We start from the raw sequence: 18182 nt of genomic DNA, 5'->3' as shown, positions 1-18182 counted from the left end.
TGACATTTACGTAACGTGAAGACTTAAAATTTATATGGTTATAATTAAGTTAGGAAAGGAAAATTAATTATGGTTAATAACGATACAAAAATGGAATTGGGACGATGTGTCGAATGTGGGGCCAAAGAGATAGAGGGATATTCATGTTATGAGCAATTTGGTTTTCCGCTTGTTTGGGAGCATAACGATCCAGCATTATATGCTTTACATTTCTGGCTTGTTTCCTGCTATATGATACAACATCCATCAAATTATACAGAAGATGGGTATAGATATTTAATTACATTATTTACTGAGGCATATGATAAGGAATGGGAAGTAGCTTATATTCTAAAGAGAAACCGTGAATTAGTTAGCAATATAGATAAAATAACAAATCCTGTACCTAATAAGGATAGACAGCGTACATTTAAATTTTGGTCCATGACAATCAATGATATATATATAGGGAAAGAAAAAAATGCAATCGAAAACATAAATAAGTGGAAAGATCAAATAAGAATCGAATTAAAGTAATAGGGCATTAGTTCAATGAAAATTATATCCCTCTACAAATGTAAAAGTATGAAATAATCAAAGGATTACTGTTTCCGTCAATCGTGAACAAGTGTAATTGAAATGATCAAAATTTTTTATAAAACTATAACTTTGTTTAAAGAAGATACTCCATTTTGATCAAACTTTTTTCAAAATGGAGTGTTTTTGTTTGTTATCAAATTAGGAATCGTTATGCCTTTTTACTCAAACCTTATTCGAAAACTACACAGAATTAACTGTAAACAGGGGTAGCGTCACATTGCCATCAAGTTAAAGTTTTGTAGTACCCCCAGAACGAAATTTTGGACTTTCTTGTAACTTATAAGCTCAATTTATCGTTTTGGGGATGACCTATTTTCTTGGGTTGATGGGCATAGGGTACCACCAGCAAAACGCATATTTACAACGTTAAGGATACTCCAGTATTAAAAATCCCAATCTCTCAGTAATATTAATGAGAAATTGGGATTTATTCAACAATTGCGCCCGTTTGCTGAAGCAATAAACTTATATAAACTTGTTCCCTGAATCATTAAACCCACAGTTTCCCAAGACTACGTTCTCTCCTTCCAAAGCTTCATTGGATTTTTTTGCCCTTCATTTAATGGCATTTGTATCATCGAAAGTGAGCGTTCTGCTTTTGTTTTTTGTAAATCCTCATATATAATTTTAGATTTCCCTAATCCCACTTCAACCGCATTCTCAACTGAAGCACAATAAAAAACCTTTTCGATTCCAGCAAAGTACATTGCCGTTAGACACATTGGACAAGGCTCCCCACTTGCATACATTGTATAACCTGATAGGTCATTCGTTTGTAATTGCTCTTGCGTGCGCCGGATAGCCAGTAATTCCGCATGTCCACTAACATCATAAGTTTTGTGCAGCTCATTAACACCTTCAGCTACAACGTTGTTATTTTTCACAAGTACTGCACCAAAAGGTTGTCCACCCTCACGAACATTTTCTACCGCTAGTTCTACTGCTCGCTCCATGAATTTATCCATTTCAAAACCTCCATTAATGATTTAAATTAAATAATGTTAATGTAATTATAAGACATTAACATTGGCCTTGCTGAATAATCGTTCACCTATAAACACTATAGTTCTATAAATTTGAAATTGGGGATACCATTGTCGGAGGAAAAAGTTCAGTTGTCCAAGAATTTCCAATTATTTTTTTTCTTGTTAAAGGAAAACAAAAAGGGGAACAGAGAAATCCATTCCCTTTTTGACTAGATGCTAATCCTAGTTTGACGTTTTTCATTTAGTGAAATTTGGTTTAAGATCACCTTTATAAGATTCATGCTCAACGAATACGGTATGTCTTTACCATCTTTGTCTTTGCCAGTTCTTTTATAATATAGTAATAGCTTGATAAAACGCTCGAAATACCAATTTATTATTGTTTGAATGTCCCAATACATAACTAATAATGGAGCCGTCGTAAAGATCTAAATTGGCGCTTAAATACGTTTCCTTCCGTTTCCTAATTTGAACTCCGTGACATCTGTTACCCATTTTTCATTGGGCTTGATTGCAGTAAATTCGCGATTTAGTCTATTTTCAGCGACATATTGCGCAGGTGAAGGAACATAGCGCTTTCTTTTCCGTCGAATCACGGACTGTAATCCAGCGATGTGCATTAAGCCATAAATACGTTTATGATTAATCTTTTTATGATATATCCTATTTTAATAATTAATTTCATTCTTCGAAACCCATAAATGCCTCCTACTCGCGCATAAACGGTTTGAATTTTCCGAAGAATTTCTTCATTCTCTAATTCTCTAGCTGTTGGCATACGCTGTAGCCATTTATAATAAGCAGCACGATATACACCGGCAATTTCACATAAAAGGATTACTAGCAGGTTTTCAATGGCATGAAAATCTTGAATCGCTTTATATTTATTTTGTAGACGAACGCTTGTTAACGACGCCTCCTTTCAAATTCCTCTAACTTTTTTTAAAAAGCATTTTCTGCACGTAATGGTTCATTTTCTCGCTCTAAACGTTTCATTTCCATCTTAAACTTTTCTTCATCTGTTAATTAATATTCCTCTTTCTTTCGACCGCGTTTATCTTGTAGTGCTTCTTCACCATCTGCTTCAAACTTTTTGACCCATTGATATACCTGTTGATAAGAAACTTCATAGCTTTCGGCTGCGAGCAGATAGTTTTTCTGAAGTTGTATACAATAATTTACAATTTTAATTCGTTCTTCTAACGTTGTTTTTCTTCTACCTGTCATAGAGTTTGTTCTTTTACCGGTATCATTTAATTCTCTATGACTATTATACTTTGTTTTTAGGCGTCCTTATAGTAAAAGATAATATACGAACAGGCACTCTTATATCGATGATAATGGCTTGTTTAGGAGTAATGGTAATTACTTATGACTATGGCAAAATTCCATGGATCGCAATCTCTTTAGCTATTACTTCTGGGATTTATGGATTAATGAAAAAGTATATAAAGACAGATACACGAGGCATGCGTAACTTTGAAATAAAGTTTGAACGGTCCCTTACTACTTCGGAATCTTGACCGTAAATCTCCATTTGATTAAAAAGGATATTAAACATATAAAACCATTACAGTATAAACATATTACTTCAACATTTCTTTTCTATAATTATAGCTGTATACATATTTTAGATTGGAGATGGTGACATGAACAAAAAATTATTAGCAGGTGCCGGGGTAGCGTTTACTATGTTATTCAGTCCACTAAGTCAAGTTTTTGCATCAGAAACAATAACAACAGGAGACTTAAGAAAGGTTGATAATGTTGCCCATCGTGGTGCATCGGCATATGCACCTGAAAATACGATTGCTGCTTATGATAAAGCAGTAAAAATGAAGGCAGATTATATTGAAATTGATGTTCAAAGAAGCAAGGATGGAGAATTAGTACTTATCCATGATACGACAGTTGATCGAACGACGGATGGATCTGGAAAAGTTGGTGATTTTACGTTTGATGAACTAAGAAGCCTTGATGCAGGCAGCTGGAAAGATGAGAAATTTGCTGGTGAACAAATCCCAACATTTGATGAGATTCTTGATCGTTACCACGGGAAAATTGGAATATTAGTAGAATTAAAGGCTCCAGAGCTATATCCTGGGATTGAAGAAAGTGTAGCTGAAGAATTAAAAGAACGAAATCTTGATAAACCACAAAATGAAAAAATCATTCTCCAATCATTTAACCATGAATCAATGGAAAAAATGAATGATCTCGTTCCTAAAGTTCCAATCGGTGTGTTAACATCTTCAAGAGCTGACACAACAGAACAAGCCTTACAGGAATTTTCAACCTATGCTGACTATTTTAATCCAAGCTATGGAATTGTTACTAAAGAATTAGTGAATCAAGTTCACTCTCTTGATATGAAAATTGGATCATGGACAGTACGTAGTCAAGAGGCAGCAGATTTCCTATTAGATATGGGAGTTGACGCTATTATTACGGATTATCCAGATTATGTAGATCCAAGAAACTAATATTTGTATAGTTATTAGAAAAAAGGTCGATTTCTACAGGAGATTGATCTTGGGGTTGAAACCTTCTTAACGTTTCATTGGTTGGCTTAAGATGACGTCGTATTAAAAAACGAATTCATCCGATGCTTGGATTAAAGTCCTTACGGACTGCCAAACGAATTATTGCGGGAATAGAGGCAATGCACATGATCAAAAAAGGACAACTCTCCAAAGGGAGAAGTCTGTCCAAAATCAAAAAGAATTCATCCATCAATTGTTTGGACTAGTTCCTTAAGACCAGGGGTCACTAGAAATCTTTCGCTTTTTTATATTTTCTTCAAGTATTTGCACCAGAACCAGATTCACAGCTAATAACCATTGCTTTCTACAATATTTTCCTTAGTGTATGTTTTCCGCGTTTTGCTGGTAGGACCCATGACGCTACCCCTATAAGTGAATAAAAATCCCGATTTTGATGAATCTATTTCAAAATCGGGATTTTTTTATTTATGGAACCAACCAAGATTTCTATATTTCTAGTTCTATCTTGTCACAAAAACGTCCACAGTCGTCGCATCCATGGAATATCAGTATGTCAAGTTTCATTGATTTCTTGCACCAAGCCCTTTTCTAGAAGCCCCTCAGAAAACGAAACAATATTATCGAACTTTTATTTCTATGCCTTCCATTTGCGCTAATGAGGGAAGGCTTTCCCAATCGCCTTTTCCTTGAATAATATATGCCCCCATCTTATTACCTCGTTCAAGTGCCTTTTCAAGATTATTAGCATCCAATCCGTCTACGCCAATAGAAAGAAATCCAGCTGCATAAGCATCCCCTGCACCAACTGTATCAACTACTTTTTCTACTTTTTCCCCTGATACTTTAACTGTTGTACCATCCTTTAACATACCAAGTGAGCCTTCAGAACCGAGTTTCATTGCTACAACTTGCGGTCCAAGCTGAAGAGCTTTTCTTGCTAAATTTTCAGGGTTTCCCTTTCCAAGTAAAAACTCTGCCTCGTCTATTCCCGGCATAAATATATCACACAAAGAAATTAATTCTACAAGCGCTTTTTTAGCCTTTTCTTCATTCCATAATTTAAAACGCATATTCGGATCAAAAGAGACTGTTAACCCTAAAGATTTTGCCATTCTCATACACGCAATAGTAAAATCTAACGTTTTCTCTCCAAGAGCTGGAGTTATACCGGTCATGTGCAAATGACCAGCATCTACGAACCAATGTTCTTGAACATGTTCCGGCCCCCACTTACTTGAAGGAGAACCTTTCCTATAATAGTAGACACATGGTTCTCCTACTTTATAAATTTCCTTAAAATATATGGAAGTGGGGTTGATCTCATCTCGTTCTACTTTTGAGATATCAACATTTTCCCCAGCTAGTGTAGCCTTGATCACATCGCCAAATGGATCTTTGCCTAAACACCCAATCCAACGTGCTTGCTTTCCAAGACGGGTAAGGCCTATTGCTACATTCGATTCTGCTCCTCCGATGGTTTTTGAATACAAAGATGAATACATTAATGGCTTTTCCTCTAATGGTTGAAAAAGGAGCATCGTTTCTCCAATTGTTACTACATCCATTATAATCTACTACTTTCTTGATTTACTGCTGTTACGTATTTTCTAGCAAGGTTGGTCAAGTCATCAAAACGATTCTCTTCAATCAACTTTTTATCTACTAGGCTACTGCCAAGACCAACACCAAGAACACCAGCTTCAAGGAAAGTTTTAATATTTTGAAGATTGACTCCACCCGTTGCAATAATCGGAATAGAGTCTAGTGGACCTTTAACATCCTTGATATAATCGATGCCAAGCAGTCCAGCAGGGAATAATTTAACAGCTTCTGCTCCGGCTTCCCAAGCCCGGACCATTTCAGTGGGAGTCATCACTCCCGGCCAAATAACAACTCCTTGATCGATACTGTAAGAAACAACCTCCTCATCTAGATTAGGAGTAATTAAGAAATCCGCCCCTGCAGAAATCGCTTCTTTAGCCATTTGTAAATTTAAAACGGTTCCTGCGCCGATTATCATTTTATTACTAAATAGGCTCTTCCAGCGGTTGATAGCTTGTAATGCCCCCTCACTGTTCATTGTAACTTCAATTAGCTTAATGCCACCTCGGTTCAATGCATCTGCTGTTTCATCAAGTTTTTTTTCAGAAACATTGCGAAGAATCGCAATTATTTTTTCCTTATTTAACGCTTCTAGTATAGACATTCAAACACTCCCAACATTTCAATAAATGTAATTTGGTACACTCACTAACTACCATTATTCAATCTCAACAATCATTTCAATTTCAACTGGAGTATTAAATGGCAATTCATTAGATGAAATAGCAGAACGTGCGTGTTTTCCTTTTTCACCAAATACTTCTTCTAATAATTCTGAAGCCCCATTAATTACATATGGTTGTTCAACAAAACCATTAGCAGAGTTAACAAAAGCTAACAACTTTACAACTTGCTTAATCCGATTAAGATCCCCAATATGTTCTTTTAGTACAGCCAAGAGATTAATCATAACTTGACGTGAAGCTTCATACCCCTGTTCAACAGTAAGATCACTTCCTACCTTGCCCTGATACATTAACTTTCCATTGATTCGGCAATCTGCACCAGAAGTGTATACAAGATTTCCAACGGTTTTTGCTGGAACGTATACAGCCGCAGGTGATGGAGCTTTTCCTAATTCAATTCCTAGTTCTTTAAGTTTTTTTTCAATGTTTGTCATAATCGTATCTCCTCTTTATTAATTTAATGTTTACAACATGAACATGAATCTAACAGTCGCGTTCGAGTGGATCGAACCATTTGACCGTTTGATGAAAAAAGATTCCTTTTATGATCAATTGTTTTGATTCCATTTACAATAACGTAAGAAATTCCCTCAGGATATTGTATTGGATCCTGATAGTTTGATATATCTTTTATTTTTTTGTAGTCAAAAACTGTGAGATCTGCCTGATAGCCCGGAGAAAGTAACCCTCTTTTTCCTAATGAGAATCGTTGCACAGGAAATGAGGTTACCTTTCGGACAGCTTCTTCCAATGATAATATCTTGTCTTCGCGTACATATTTAGCAAAAAGCCTTGGAAATGTTCCAAATGTACGTGGGTGGGGTTTACCGGTTTCACAACCTAAACTATCAGATATAATGAGTGATTTATCCCACTTAATGACTTGCTCCACATCTGAACTCGACATATGGTAATAAACAATCCCGATATTCCCACTTTCTTCAAGAAGCAAATCAAGGGCTGTATCAATTGAATCTTTTCCTAATTCCTTACTAATATCTAAGATGCTGCGTCCCTCAAATTGTTTATTAATAGAAAGAGATGAAACAATCACATTCTGCCAACCTGTCGATACGACTAAGTTATCCCAATCTTTTTGTTCCTCACTTACTTCTTTTTTAATTTGTTCACGAGTAGAAGCATTACGAATGCGCTCTAAACAGTCAGAAATACCACCTTCAAGCGACCATGGTGGAAGTAAGGTTGTAAGTGTAGTTGAACCGGCATCATATGGATAAACATCACAAGTTATATCCATACCTCTTGCACGTGCATCTTCAATAAGATCAATAGCCTTCATGACATCACCCCAGTTTCGTTTACCAGCAGCTTTAAGGTGACTAACATGTAAAGAAACTCCACTTTTCTCCGCAATCCAAATGACTTCCTTGACTGAAGGAATTAAGTTATTCCCTTCTCCACGAATATGTGTGGACAGTAGTCCATTGTATTTAGGTAAAACACTACATAACTCTACTATCTCCTCTTTAGCAGCATATCTCCCCGGAGAATAGAGTAAACCGATCGATAAACCGATTGCACCTGCTTTCATCCCCTCCTCAAGCAAATATTTCATCGCTTCCATTTCTTTTTTTGCGGCTGGTCTGTTATCAAACCCCATGACAGCAATACGTAAGGCACCATGTGCTACATAGGTAGACACATTTTCTGAAAGATTTGCTTTTGACAATACGTCAATATATTCTTCTACTGTTTCCCATGGCCATGACCACGGAGTATCTCCAATTACCGGCTCAATATACTCTTTCAACAGCTTTTCGCGTTTTTTTATAAATGGAGCTGGAGCTAACCCACAATTTCCTACAACCTCTGTAGTTACTCCTTGTTGCAACTTAATATCGTAATTGGAATCTTTAAGCACTAGCAAGTCCGAATGAGAATGCCCATCAATGAATCCAGGGGTAACAATCTGGCCTTTCGCATCAATTACGTCCTTACTTTCTACATCTACAGTTCCAACATGTGTGATGATACCATCTTTTACACCCACACTTCCAAAAAACCATGGATTTCCGGTTCCATCTACGATACGGCCATTTTTAATCACAAGATCAAGCATTTATCTCTCTCCCTTTATTGTAATTTGCCACGTGCCAAAACAGCGTATCTTTCACAATCACCAAATTGATCTATAATTGACACTTCATTATGGAGATTGACAGTACTACAAATATGATTAGGGATAACCTGAAGCACATCACCTACGCGTAAATTCGCATCTCCTTCGATGTGAAGCATTCCGTGTTCTTCTGTCACCCTTTCAAGAGTGACATTAGGATGTCCAACAACTTTGCCAAATCCTTTTAAGAGTAAAGGAGGCTGATTAGGCTGCACATCTGTTGCAAATGTTTTACTTCCCCCATCAATAATCGCTAAATCGTGAGACGGCCTGCTTACAACCGTTACATGAACAGTTGCTGCACATTCTTCCTCGGCACAGCATCCGTACTTTTCCTGCATTGCATCATAAAAGATGTAGGTCCCCGGTCTAATTTCTGTGACACCGGTGACCTCTGCCGCAAATTCAGATGTAGGAGTAGATCCTACACTTACGTCACGAATATCGATGCCTTCATGTCTCATTTGTTTTGCTAAGTTCACCATTACTTGGCCTTCCTCTATGCCAGCTTCTTTAAGCCGAAGGGTCGTTTTTCCATTTAACACCGGTCCTCTAAACGTATAAATCCCTGTTAATTGAAGATTGGGAAGGACTATAATTTTTTTTGCAAGTTCCAGTGCCTCATTATATATAACACCAGTTCTACGTAAACCCGTATCAACCTCTAATCGAACTTCTAATTTAATATTTGACTGAGAGGCAAACTTCGATAACAAGATCGCTCCTTGTAAACTATCTATCGCTACAATAAGTCGAATACGCTTACTTAATTCAATAGCTTTTATAATCTTTTTTTCAGTTACTAAAGGATAGGCGATAAATATATCATTAATTCCATAATCAGCCATTACCTCAGCCTCTGATACTTTTGCCACCGTAATTCCTACCGCTCCGGCATTGAGTTGCTCTTTTGCTATGTAAGGAATTTTATGTGTTTTGATATGAGGCCGTAAGCTAACTTTATTACTACTCGATACATCAGCCATTTTCTTAATATTATTCATAAGTTTAGACCGATCAATAATTATTGTTGGTGTATCCACTGTAAGTCCCCCTATAATACCCGGAATTTTCAGACAAAAAAGCTAATAATAAAACATAAAACAAATCCAACACAACCAATTATAGTTTCTGTTACAGTCCATGACATTAATGTTTGCTTTTCTGTCAATCCAAAGTATTTACCCACCATCCAGAATGCTCCATCGTTGAAGTGAGATAATACTGTTGCACCAGAGGCAATTGTAACCACGATTAATGCTAACATAGGTTGAGATAAGTCTATTTGTTGAATGGCTGGCAACATTAAACTTGACGTTGTGACCATGGTAACTGTTGCAGAACCTAAAGCAACTCTAATAGCAGCAGAAATTAGAAAAGCAGTGATGATAAGCGAACCTCCACCAAAATCCGACATTACATCTCCTATAATCTTACTTGTACCTGTATCAATGAGTATCTGTTTAAAAATACCACCAGCACCGATAATTAATAATATTCCTCCGATTGGTTCAAATGCTTTTGTAGTAATCGATTGGAGATCAGTATTTGAAAATCCTCTTTTCTTTCCAAGTACATATAGTGTCAATAATACTGCAATCGTCAAGACAATAATTGGGCTTCCAAGAAATTGTAATGCGACGTATCCACCGCTATCCTCAGCAAAGAATAGATCGGCAAAGGTACCTGACAACATTAAAACAAGAGGAAGCAAAACAAGAATGATTATCAACCAAAATCCTGGCAATTCTTTATTGTTATCAAATTTAGGTATTTCAACATTTTCAGGAAGTAAAACTGGGATTTTTTTTGAAATAAACCTACCATAAAACACCCCAGCAACAATAGCAGCAGGCAACCCAGTTAGAAATCCGAATAGTATTACCCAACCTGTATCAGCTCCTAATATGGCAATCGTCGACACTGGTCCCGGATGTGGAGGGAAAAAGCTTTGAGTCACTGCTAAGCCGGATAAAAGTGGGAGTCCAAAATACAATATAGGTTTATTGGTTCGTCTAACAACCGAATACAATAAAGGAATAAGTACTACAAATCCTACCGTGAAAAAGACTGGAATCCCCACGAGAAAACCTGATAAAACGAACGCCCAATTCAGTCTTTTTTCTCCAAACTTATCAATTAACGTTGAAGCGATTCGTTCCGCTCCCCCAGATACATTCAATATTTCACCGAACATCGCACCAAGACCGATAATTATTGAGATTTGAGCCAGGGTTTCACCCATTCCTTTTTGTACAGATTCGACCACTTTAATTGGGTCAACACCTGCAAATAATCCAAGAAGTACACTAACAATCAATAGCACGAGGAAAGGCTGCATCTTTTTTACCATTACTAAATAGAGTAGAACAACAATTGCTAGGACAAATAGTAGAATAAGAGTTGATGATGACATAGTTACGTCTCCTTTATTTCATATATTTCGTCAACTTCAGATTAAGCTAGTGATAATAGGCATTGAGGTACCGGATAACGCTTTCATTTAACGATTGCACATTCTATGTATTTGATGCGAAAACATATTGACTTTGCCTTCCTCGATATGTTAATACAATATAATTCGTTCACATATGCGAACATTGTTCGGTATTATGTTTAAAAAAATCTCGACTTCTCTATTAATTATTAATGAAAAGTCGATCGTTTCTATATCCAAGTCGCTTTGAAATCCCTAAAGCTGCCTCAACTAAAAATTCGGAATATTTATCCTTTTCATCATCCTTCATCCTTGTCGCCAACCCGGCAACACTGATTGCGGCAACTGGACGGTTGGATTCATCATAAACAGGTGCAGCTATACAAAAAACATCTTCTTCGTTTTCTCTATCATCAATGGAATAGCCTCTTTGGCGAATTTGATTCAAGTTTTCAATAAGACTATTATAACTTGTAATACTATTTGATGTTCTTTGGATAAATTCCGTATTGCCCATTAATTCTCTTACTTTGTCATTAGAATATCCCGCTAAGATAGCCTTACCTAAGCCGGTTCTATACATGGGATTACGATTCCCTAACGTTGCAGTAGTTCTAATAGAGGAAGGAGCTTCCACTTTGTCTAAATAAACAACTTCACCATCAGACTCAATGGCTAAAAATGCCGTTTCACCCGTTTTGGTCATCAATGTTTCCAGGTAGGGTCTAGCCTCTTTATGCAAATCTGTATTATACAGATAGGCCGCACCCACTTCGAATAATTTCAAACCTAATTTATAGATCTTTAAGTGATCATCGACTTGAAGAAAACCTTTTTCAACCATCGTAGTTAAAATTTCAAAAGTACTGCTCTTAGGGACATTTAATTCACGACTAATTTCTGATACAGTTAATGGTTGATCCTCTCTGGACAACAAAACCAATATATCCATAACTCGTGATGCTGATTTATTTAATTTTACATTGCTCATAACTTACACCTCCCTTGTTCACATATACAAACACTGTTCGGAAATTTATTTATTTGTATTTAGGGTACACTTTTTAAAATACATTTGTCAATAAAAATTCTACAAAATTCCATTAGGATATTCAAAAGATCAGGAAAACATCGAATAGGCTCTAACCTAATTTTGCTACATGTGGAATTAAAGAACGTAAACCTCGTAAGTCCTTGTTTTCCCTCATACAAACCATGTTAAATTTATTTTGATTCACAGGGAGCTCCTGACCCTCAGTTATTTTTATTTAAGTGTACAAATGGAGAGCCAATCATAAACTTTAATTAATTAGCTCTCCTTTGTATGAAGATTTCAGTATCGGATCTTTCCGATGGCGAGTTCCTTCTTGGAAAGAGTAAGCTATTTTGATTAAAGTTGGTTCTGTAAATCCTTTGCCGAGTAGTACCTTTCCTATTGGCAGATAGTAGTCACTGAAACAGCCGGAACCGAGAAGGCGGTTTAAGCGATTAGCATTATAAGCTCCCTGATTTTCTCAATCACCTCTGGCAAAGCAGTCGAAATAGGATAGATAGGCACATCTAGCTCTTTTCTCATTCAAATGGAGAATGATTTACCTCTTCTTCGCTCACTTCCGGATGGAAAAGCACGCCCCCTTTTGTAGGGCCTACTGCATCATTATGTTGGGGACGATAGCCCGTAAAGATTTTAACAGAACCGTCATCCATTTTGACAGGGATACGAACCGTCAGCATTCGAATAGGCTCTTTTTAACTTGAATACATTGTCCTCTTAGCAGACATTATACCACCCCATTGTAGAATAAAAATTTCCAATCATACCTCTTGTTGTCGTTTCTTTATCTTTTAATACCCTCTCAATCAAAATCTTCTTATGAAATCACAAATGGCGATGCAAATCGAATCACCATATCATGCGTTTATTTACCTAACAATCCTTCTTCTTTTTATCTTTCTCTATGGTAGTGATAGATAAGGATGCCAAAAACACCCCAGAATCCGTGGAATGCAACTATATCACAGGGTGTTTGTTACATTGCAAATTCTTTATCTTAGTAGAGACGGATCTACATCTTTTGGTATTGGACAAATGTAGGCTTCTTCGCCAAGTTATTCTTTTAGCTCACGTTTACATTTCTCAAGAAGTTCTGGATTTTTCATCACTTCAAGCGCCGTACCTGCTAAAACTTTTCCTGCTCTTTCGAACCCCTTTAAATAAAGTCAACCGATATTACTTATGAACAAAAAGGAAACGCTCAAAGAAACTTTAGATACTAAACATTAATTCCTGTCCACTTATGTGTAAAACAGAGATTTTACGCAAAGATGATTTGTTTACCATCCCTCTCTCTTGAACCGAAAGCTGCGGCTTGGTACCAATCCTTATTTTCACAAGGTATTTAAAAAGAATTACGATTGAGCCCCTGGAGCTTTTTATAAAGTATAGAAACATGAAAATATATGTTTATTCAACTAATTGAATTGTGGCAAATGATGATTTTATCATTTTAAGCGACCAGTGAGCTCGTAACGTATATAACGTGAACAAGTAATAATTGTGAAAATGCAGCTATAAAAATAAACAATTGCTTTAATTAGATGAATGTACTTCCTTGCTTTGATTATAATGAATTCACTTATTTTTTAGCCTGCCACTTCGGGGTTGATTCTTCCTTCCAATTAAAGCGAAAAAGCGTCCAACTTTAATGAAATAAAGTCGGACGCTTGGGCAGAACGAAACTTCTTCTTTCCTAAGCCCACTTTGCAGCAGGCTTATTTTATTACTTTTCACATGCAATTCCATCATTATCACGATCTAAATCATCATTATTTTTCATTGCTTCCTTATAGATTGTAGATGAAATTTTAGTGCCTTTAGACAGTGGTTTATAAGTTACTTTTTTCGTTTTCTTACTAACTACCTTGTTTTTAGTTTTAGAAGACTTTGCAACACCTTTGGAATACTTCTTGTTAAACTCTGTGCAATTTTTATACGTTTTGGATGCAGCTTCTACCTCATCACCATTTCCTGTACCAACTGATATTCCTAAAACTAAACCAAATGACAATACTACACTTAATAATTTCTTCATTCACCCCTACCCCCTTAGAACTATAAATTCAACCTTTATTCTCCATCTAAAACCAAATTTTCGCAAATGTTTTTTCAAAAAAATTAGCCCCTAAAAAGGCTATATCAAACTATTACTTTTTCAAATGGTTGGAAACCTTGCGTTTAAACTTCATTTTGTGACCAAAATTAATCATCGTACCTGAACAATCAATTGCTTCAAAATTTAAGTTATCTAACACAACTTACATAATCTTGATAAATATCAAAGCATAGTATTAGACATTTCTTTAACTGAAAATTCTGGAGTTAGTATAGTTTCATGGACACATTTTAGTTAAGTCCTTACAATGATTTTTGAGAGGATGTGTCCGTCTTGGAACGTAAGAATACAGGTAAAAAATATAATAATGAATTCAAGAAGACTATTGTAGATCTTTATCACTCGGGTAATTCGGTCAAAGAATTAAGCGGCGAATATGGCGTATCAGAAGTTACCATTTATAAATGGGTTAAAGAATTTACTCCAATTGGTTTAGGGGAAGAGTCCATGACTCCAAAGGAATTAGCCGCCATTCAAAAGGAAAACCTTCGGTTAAAGCAAGAAGTTGAAATCTTAAAAAAGGCTATGGCCATATTCGCGAAAAAGTAACCGAAACAGATCTTACCGAATTTATTGAGGAACACAAGAAACAATATCCCGTACAGAAGATGTGTGAAATACTAGAAATCCCAAGAAGCAGCCATTATCAGTCCCTTCAAATAGTCGTATCAAATCGCGAACAGGAAAACCAAGAACTCACGAAGGAAATTCATCTCATTTACCTGGAAAGCAAGGGACGATATGGGGCTCCAAAGATTCATGAAAGCTTATTAACCAAAGGGTTTTCCCTAAGTCTAAAGCGTGTTCAACGCTTAATGAGCAAGGCGAGAATTCGTTCTATTACTAAGAAAAAATACCGTCCCTATCCATCTAAAGAAAAGGTTATTCAATTGGATAATTTGTTAAAACGAGACTTCACTACTCAGACCATTAATGAGAAATGGGTAGCAGATATTACGTATATCCACACGTTAAAAGACGGATGGTGTTATTTAGCTTCGGTATTGGACCTTCATTCTAAGAAAATAGTAGGGTATTCATTTTCTCGTTCAATGACGACAGAACTGGTCATAAAAGCTTTCAATAACGCACACCTATCACAAAAGCCCTCGGAGGGCTTAGTTCTTCATACCGATCTTGGCTCACAATATACAAGCAGTGAGTTTACTCAACATATCCAAAACCATCATATTAAGCAATCCTTTAGTCAGAAAGGTTGCCCGTACGATAATGCCTGTATTGAATCCTTTCATGCCCTATTAAAGAAGGAAGAAGTCAACCACGTACAATATCTAGACTATCAAACAGCTAAATTAGCTATGTTTCAATTTATTGAAGGTTGGTATAACCGAAAAAGAATTCACAGCAGCCTGGGTTATCAAACCCCACAAGCCATTGAAGATCGAATTAGGAATACAGCTTAAGATTTAACTTTTTACTGTCCAAAATATTGACTCAAATCCAATTCACCGGTTTTAGTCAACGATTTAACCTGCGTAGGAATAACTTCCTTAGAATGTACATTAACTAACTTTACTTCTAAAACAGCAGAATTCTCAATAAAGATCTCGAAACCACTTCCAAATTCAAACATGTCTTCTTCTTTCACTCGGCCCACAAATGGGGACATGCTTTCCATTTACCTACATAGTATGGTATTGTCCAGGTGAATATGCATATACGCAAGGCATCAATGGTGGTACCGTTCCACACCCGTTGTTGTATGGATTGACCCTTTTCCGATTGCTTGTTGCCTTTGATTTCCCCCTACACCTGGTTTTTGAGGTGTATTCTCACCAACCGCTTTTCGGTGTTCTGACCTTCCACTGTTTGCTACGGGTGGATGGGTAAAGGTCTTTCGGCCCGTGCCTTCTTTTCTTGACTGATATTCTTCATGACGCTTTTTATTTTGGTGGCTTCTGTAAGCTTTGGCGACCATTCTTTTGGCTCCCTTGAATCCTGATTCCCCAGCATCCCCCATCTTATCAAGTGTATTAGTTGTTGCTCTCTCGACAACTTGCTGACCTTGAATGTTCAGGCTGGGACACGATATAAAAATAACGCTAGTAGCATCCTGAAGAATATATAAGGTAAAAGACTCTCTCTTTTACCTTATATAACTCACCAAAAATAAATATCAGACAGAGAAAAAGATTCTTATATGTTCAATGAAGAAAGGGGAAAAATGAATGTAAAACCTTAATCTAGCTGTTATGGATGCCCCAGTTTCTCAATATTCCTTGGAAACTTAGGGTAGTACGTATAAAAACTATCGACGAAATGGGGTTGCGGGAATGCTAAACGACGATAATTTTTGTGTAACTTTAATGGATAGCAAAGGAGTCCATTATCTGAATGCTTTCCACAATGAATCCATCCAGGAATGAAGAGCAGGTGAACAAGAGCCACAATGTTTGAAGGAAGATGTATATGTGGGGAAAGCATGCAAACAGGTTTTGCAACATCTAAAATAAAATAACTTTAAGCCGAACAAATCATCTGTGAGGTGGAGGTGATGCAAATGCTGAAAAAAGAACAACTTCAAGAAGGGGTGAAGTCTGTCCAAAGCGAGATTGAACTTATACATAAATTATTTGGAGTAGCCACATAATTCATAGATGAAAAGGATTTTTTATGATTCTATGTTTCTAACAGGTCATATTTGCACCAGAACCTTTTAATCATACCCAGAGGCCTTTTTGATACCCAAAACTCATTTTTATTCATTTCAGGAATGCTGGTCCTATAAATAAAAAAGACGCGTTCCTAAATAAACGCGCCCTATTCTGGAATAACTGAAATCTGTTCTAATGTTTCTAATTTCTACTTTCTTTTGCTGAAATTCCATCACTGTAAGAAGCTACAACAGCAGCCATCGCTTTAGCACTAATGATAAGGCTTTTTTCATTGATATCAAATTTAGGATGATGATGTGGGTATGCTTCACCTGATTCAGGAATAGCACCAACATAGAAGAAACATCCTGGTACTTTTTCAAGGTAGTAGGCAAAATCTTCTGAAGGTGGCTGTGGGGGTGTTTCCAAAACAGCTTCAACTTCTGGTATGGATGCATGTTCTAGAGCTTGACGTACATGTTCAGTTACTTCAGGATCATTATATAGAACAGGATAGTCATTGTTATATTCAAGAATAGATTTTACTCCATATGATTTTTCTAATCCTTCCGCAAAGGTACGCACTTGTGTTTGTATGATTTCTCGAGTCTCAGGAGACATTGTTCGAACATCCCCTTCAATTGTAACTGCATCTTTGATTACATTGAATGTACCTTTTCCATCAAAATTACCAATGGTAATCGAAGCTGTATCAAATGGGTTGATACGGCGGCTAACGATTGTTTGTACATTCATGACGAATGAACTTGCTGCAACAATGGCATCATTTGCTAGATGTGGAGAGGAACCATGTCCACCTTTACCTTGAATAACTAATTTAAAATAAGATCTTCCTGTTTGCGTGTTTCCACTTCTATAATAAATATTTCCTGTTTCCATGTTGCTCATTACATGAATTCCAATGACTGTATCAACACCTTCAAGGACACCTGCTTTTATCATACCGAGTGCGCCACCAGGAGGAGCTTCCTCAGCAGGCTGATGGATGACTCTAATTGTACCTTTTAATTGATTCTTCACTTCAGCTAATGACTCAGCTAATATCAACATATAGGCTGTATGTCCGTCATGACCGCAAGCATGCATAACACCTTCATTTTTTGATGCGAAGGGAAGACCTGTTTCTTCCTTGATTGGTAATGCATCAAAGTCAGCACGGATCGCGATGGTTTTTCCTGGTTTTGACCCTTTTATTGTTACAACAATTCCACGCTGACCACCGAAATTTGTTTCTACAGAATCGACTGGTACATTCTTGTAGAATTCTGCGATGTATTTAGCAGTTTCTTCTTCTTGGAATGAAAGTTCTGGATGTTCATGAAGAAAGCGGCGAATCTCAATAATACACTCTTTTTTTTCATCGATTTTCTTCATTAATTCGTTCAATAGCACTTTGTCATTCCTCCTTAATTTGATTAATGAAAAGGCTTGAGACCTAT

Annotated in this window: 17 protein-coding genes and 3 pseudogenes; 4 read left to right on the top strand and 16 right to left on the bottom strand. The window is 36.6% G+C overall.

Annotated features, from left to right (window positions below; genetic code table 11):
* Nucleotides 1–69: 69 nt before the first annotated feature.
* On the top strand, nt 70–516 hold the full coding sequence (locus ACFRAK_RS15085) for a DUF5946 family protein (protein ID WP_387704663.1): 447 nt from the start codon (nt 70–72) through the stop codon (nt 514–516).
* A gap of 575 nt (nt 517–1091) precedes the next feature.
* Here the strand turns inward: ACFRAK_RS15085 and ACFRAK_RS15080 are convergent.
* The 4 genes and pseudogenes from ACFRAK_RS15080 to ACFRAK_RS15065 all read right to left on the bottom strand — a co-directional run bounded on the left by ACFRAK_RS15080 (nt 1092) and on the right by ACFRAK_RS15065 (nt 2792).
* Nucleotides 1092–1544, bottom strand: coding sequence for a nucleoside deaminase (locus ACFRAK_RS15080; RefSeq protein ID WP_377413913.1), 453 nt, complete (start codon nt 1542–1544; stop codon nt 1092–1094).
* Nucleotides 1545–1802: 258 nt separating this feature from the next.
* Nucleotides 1803–1900 (bottom strand): annotated as a pseudogene (locus tag ACFRAK_RS15075) (DUF4822 domain-containing protein); the annotation flags it as partial.
* A gap of 105 nt (nt 1901–2005) precedes the next feature.
* The gene (locus tag ACFRAK_RS15070; RefSeq protein WP_387704669.1) at nt 2006–2227 is read right to left on the bottom strand and encodes a hypothetical protein; all 222 of its coding nucleotides are present in this window, start codon (nt 2225–2227) and stop codon (nt 2006–2008) included.
* Nucleotides 2228–2591: 364 nt separating this feature from the next.
* Complete coding sequence (locus ACFRAK_RS15065; protein WP_387704660.1) at nt 2592–2792, bottom strand: helix-turn-helix domain-containing protein; 201 nt, start codon at nt 2790–2792, stop codon at nt 2592–2594.
* A 422-nt stretch (nt 2793–3214) separates the two neighbouring features.
* Between ACFRAK_RS15065 and ACFRAK_RS15060 the strand changes: the two genes are divergently transcribed.
* Complete coding sequence (locus ACFRAK_RS15060; protein ID WP_387704658.1) at nt 3215–4048, top strand: glycerophosphodiester phosphodiesterase; 834 nt, start codon at nt 3215–3217, stop codon at nt 4046–4048.
* Nucleotides 4049–4143: 95 nt separating this feature from the next.
* Nucleotides 4144–4322, top strand: a pseudogene (locus ACFRAK_RS15055) (DDE-type integrase/transposase/recombinase); the annotation flags it as partial.
* 364 nt (nt 4323–4686) lie between these two features.
* Here the strand turns inward: ACFRAK_RS15055 and ACFRAK_RS15050 are convergent.
* The 9 genes and pseudogenes from ACFRAK_RS15050 to ACFRAK_RS15010 all read right to left on the bottom strand — a co-directional run bounded on the left by ACFRAK_RS15050 (nt 4687) and on the right by ACFRAK_RS15010 (nt 14026).
* Nucleotides 4687–5634: a sugar kinase gene (locus ACFRAK_RS15050; protein ID WP_387704656.1), complete on the bottom strand. Its 948-nt coding sequence runs from the start codon at nt 5632–5634 to the stop codon at nt 4687–4689.
* Entirely contained in the window at nt 5634–6275 is a 642-nt protein-coding gene (locus ACFRAK_RS15045; protein ID WP_387704654.1) for a bifunctional 4-hydroxy-2-oxoglutarate aldolase/2-dehydro-3-deoxy-phosphogluconate aldolase, read from the bottom strand. The genes ACFRAK_RS15050 and ACFRAK_RS15045 overlap by 1 nt, the downstream gene beginning before the upstream one ends.
* Nucleotides 6276–6329: 54 nt before the next feature.
* Entirely contained in the window at nt 6330–6791 is a 462-nt protein-coding gene (locus ACFRAK_RS15040) for a RidA family protein (protein ID WP_387704652.1), read from the bottom strand.
* A 23-nt stretch (nt 6792–6814) separates the two neighbouring features.
* Nucleotides 6815–8437 (bottom strand): N-acyl-D-amino-acid deacylase family protein, encoded by a 1623-nt coding sequence (locus tag ACFRAK_RS15035; protein WP_387704650.1) that lies wholly within the window; start codon nt 8435–8437, stop codon nt 6815–6817.
* A 14-nt stretch (nt 8438–8451) separates the two neighbouring features.
* On the bottom strand, nt 8452–9540 hold the full coding sequence (locus ACFRAK_RS15030) for an alanine racemase (protein WP_387704648.1): 1089 nt from the start codon (nt 9538–9540) through the stop codon (nt 8452–8454).
* A gap of 29 nt (nt 9541–9569) precedes the next feature.
* Entirely contained in the window at nt 9570–10913 is a 1344-nt protein-coding gene (locus ACFRAK_RS15025) for a GntT/GntP/DsdX family permease (protein WP_387704646.1), read from the bottom strand.
* A 223-nt stretch (nt 10914–11136) separates the two neighbouring features.
* Nucleotides 11137–11925, bottom strand: coding sequence for an IclR family transcriptional regulator (locus ACFRAK_RS15020; RefSeq protein ID WP_387704644.1), 789 nt, complete (start codon nt 11923–11925; stop codon nt 11137–11139).
* A 602-nt stretch (nt 11926–12527) separates the two neighbouring features.
* A pseudogene (locus ACFRAK_RS15015) lies at nt 12528–12683 on the bottom strand (Glu/Leu/Phe/Val dehydrogenase dimerization domain-containing protein); the annotation flags it as partial.
* A 1031-nt stretch (nt 12684–13714) separates the two neighbouring features.
* A complete protein-coding gene (locus tag ACFRAK_RS15010; RefSeq protein ID WP_387704642.1) occupies nt 13715–14026 on the bottom strand; it encodes an excalibur calcium-binding domain-containing protein in 312 nt (103 codons plus the stop codon).
* Between the two features lie 354 nt (nt 14027–14380).
* Here ACFRAK_RS15010 and ACFRAK_RS15005 point away from each other — a divergent pair.
* A protein-coding gene (locus ACFRAK_RS15005) for an IS3 family transposase (protein ID WP_370014669.1) occupies nt 14381–15531 on the top strand; the annotation gives its coding sequence in 2 pieces (ribosomal slippage) (nt 14381–14630 and nt 14630–15531; 1152 coding nt in all).
* A gap of 11 nt (nt 15532–15542) precedes the next feature.
* Here the strand turns inward: ACFRAK_RS15005 and ACFRAK_RS15000 are convergent.
* From ACFRAK_RS15000 to ACFRAK_RS14990, 3 genes are all read right to left on the bottom strand, one after another.
* Entirely contained in the window at nt 15543–15716 is a 174-nt protein-coding gene (locus ACFRAK_RS15000) for a hypothetical protein (RefSeq protein ID WP_394571997.1), read from the bottom strand.
* An 81-nt stretch (nt 15717–15797) separates the two neighbouring features.
* Nucleotides 15798–16046 carry a hypothetical protein gene (locus ACFRAK_RS14995; protein ID WP_387704638.1) on the bottom strand — a complete coding sequence of 83 codons (249 nt, stop codon included), beginning with the start codon at nt 16044–16046 and terminating at the stop codon, nt 15798–15800.
* 877 nt (nt 16047–16923) lie between these two features.
* Entirely contained in the window at nt 16924–18117 is a 1194-nt protein-coding gene (locus tag ACFRAK_RS14990) for a M20 family metallopeptidase (protein ID WP_387704667.1), read from the bottom strand.
* Nucleotides 18118–18182 lie beyond the last annotated feature (65 nt).

Source organism: Peribacillus sp. NPDC056705 (assembly GCF_043656335.1).
Note: the sequence above shows the minus strand (reverse complement) of the source record. Positions and strands in the feature narration are given on the sequence as shown.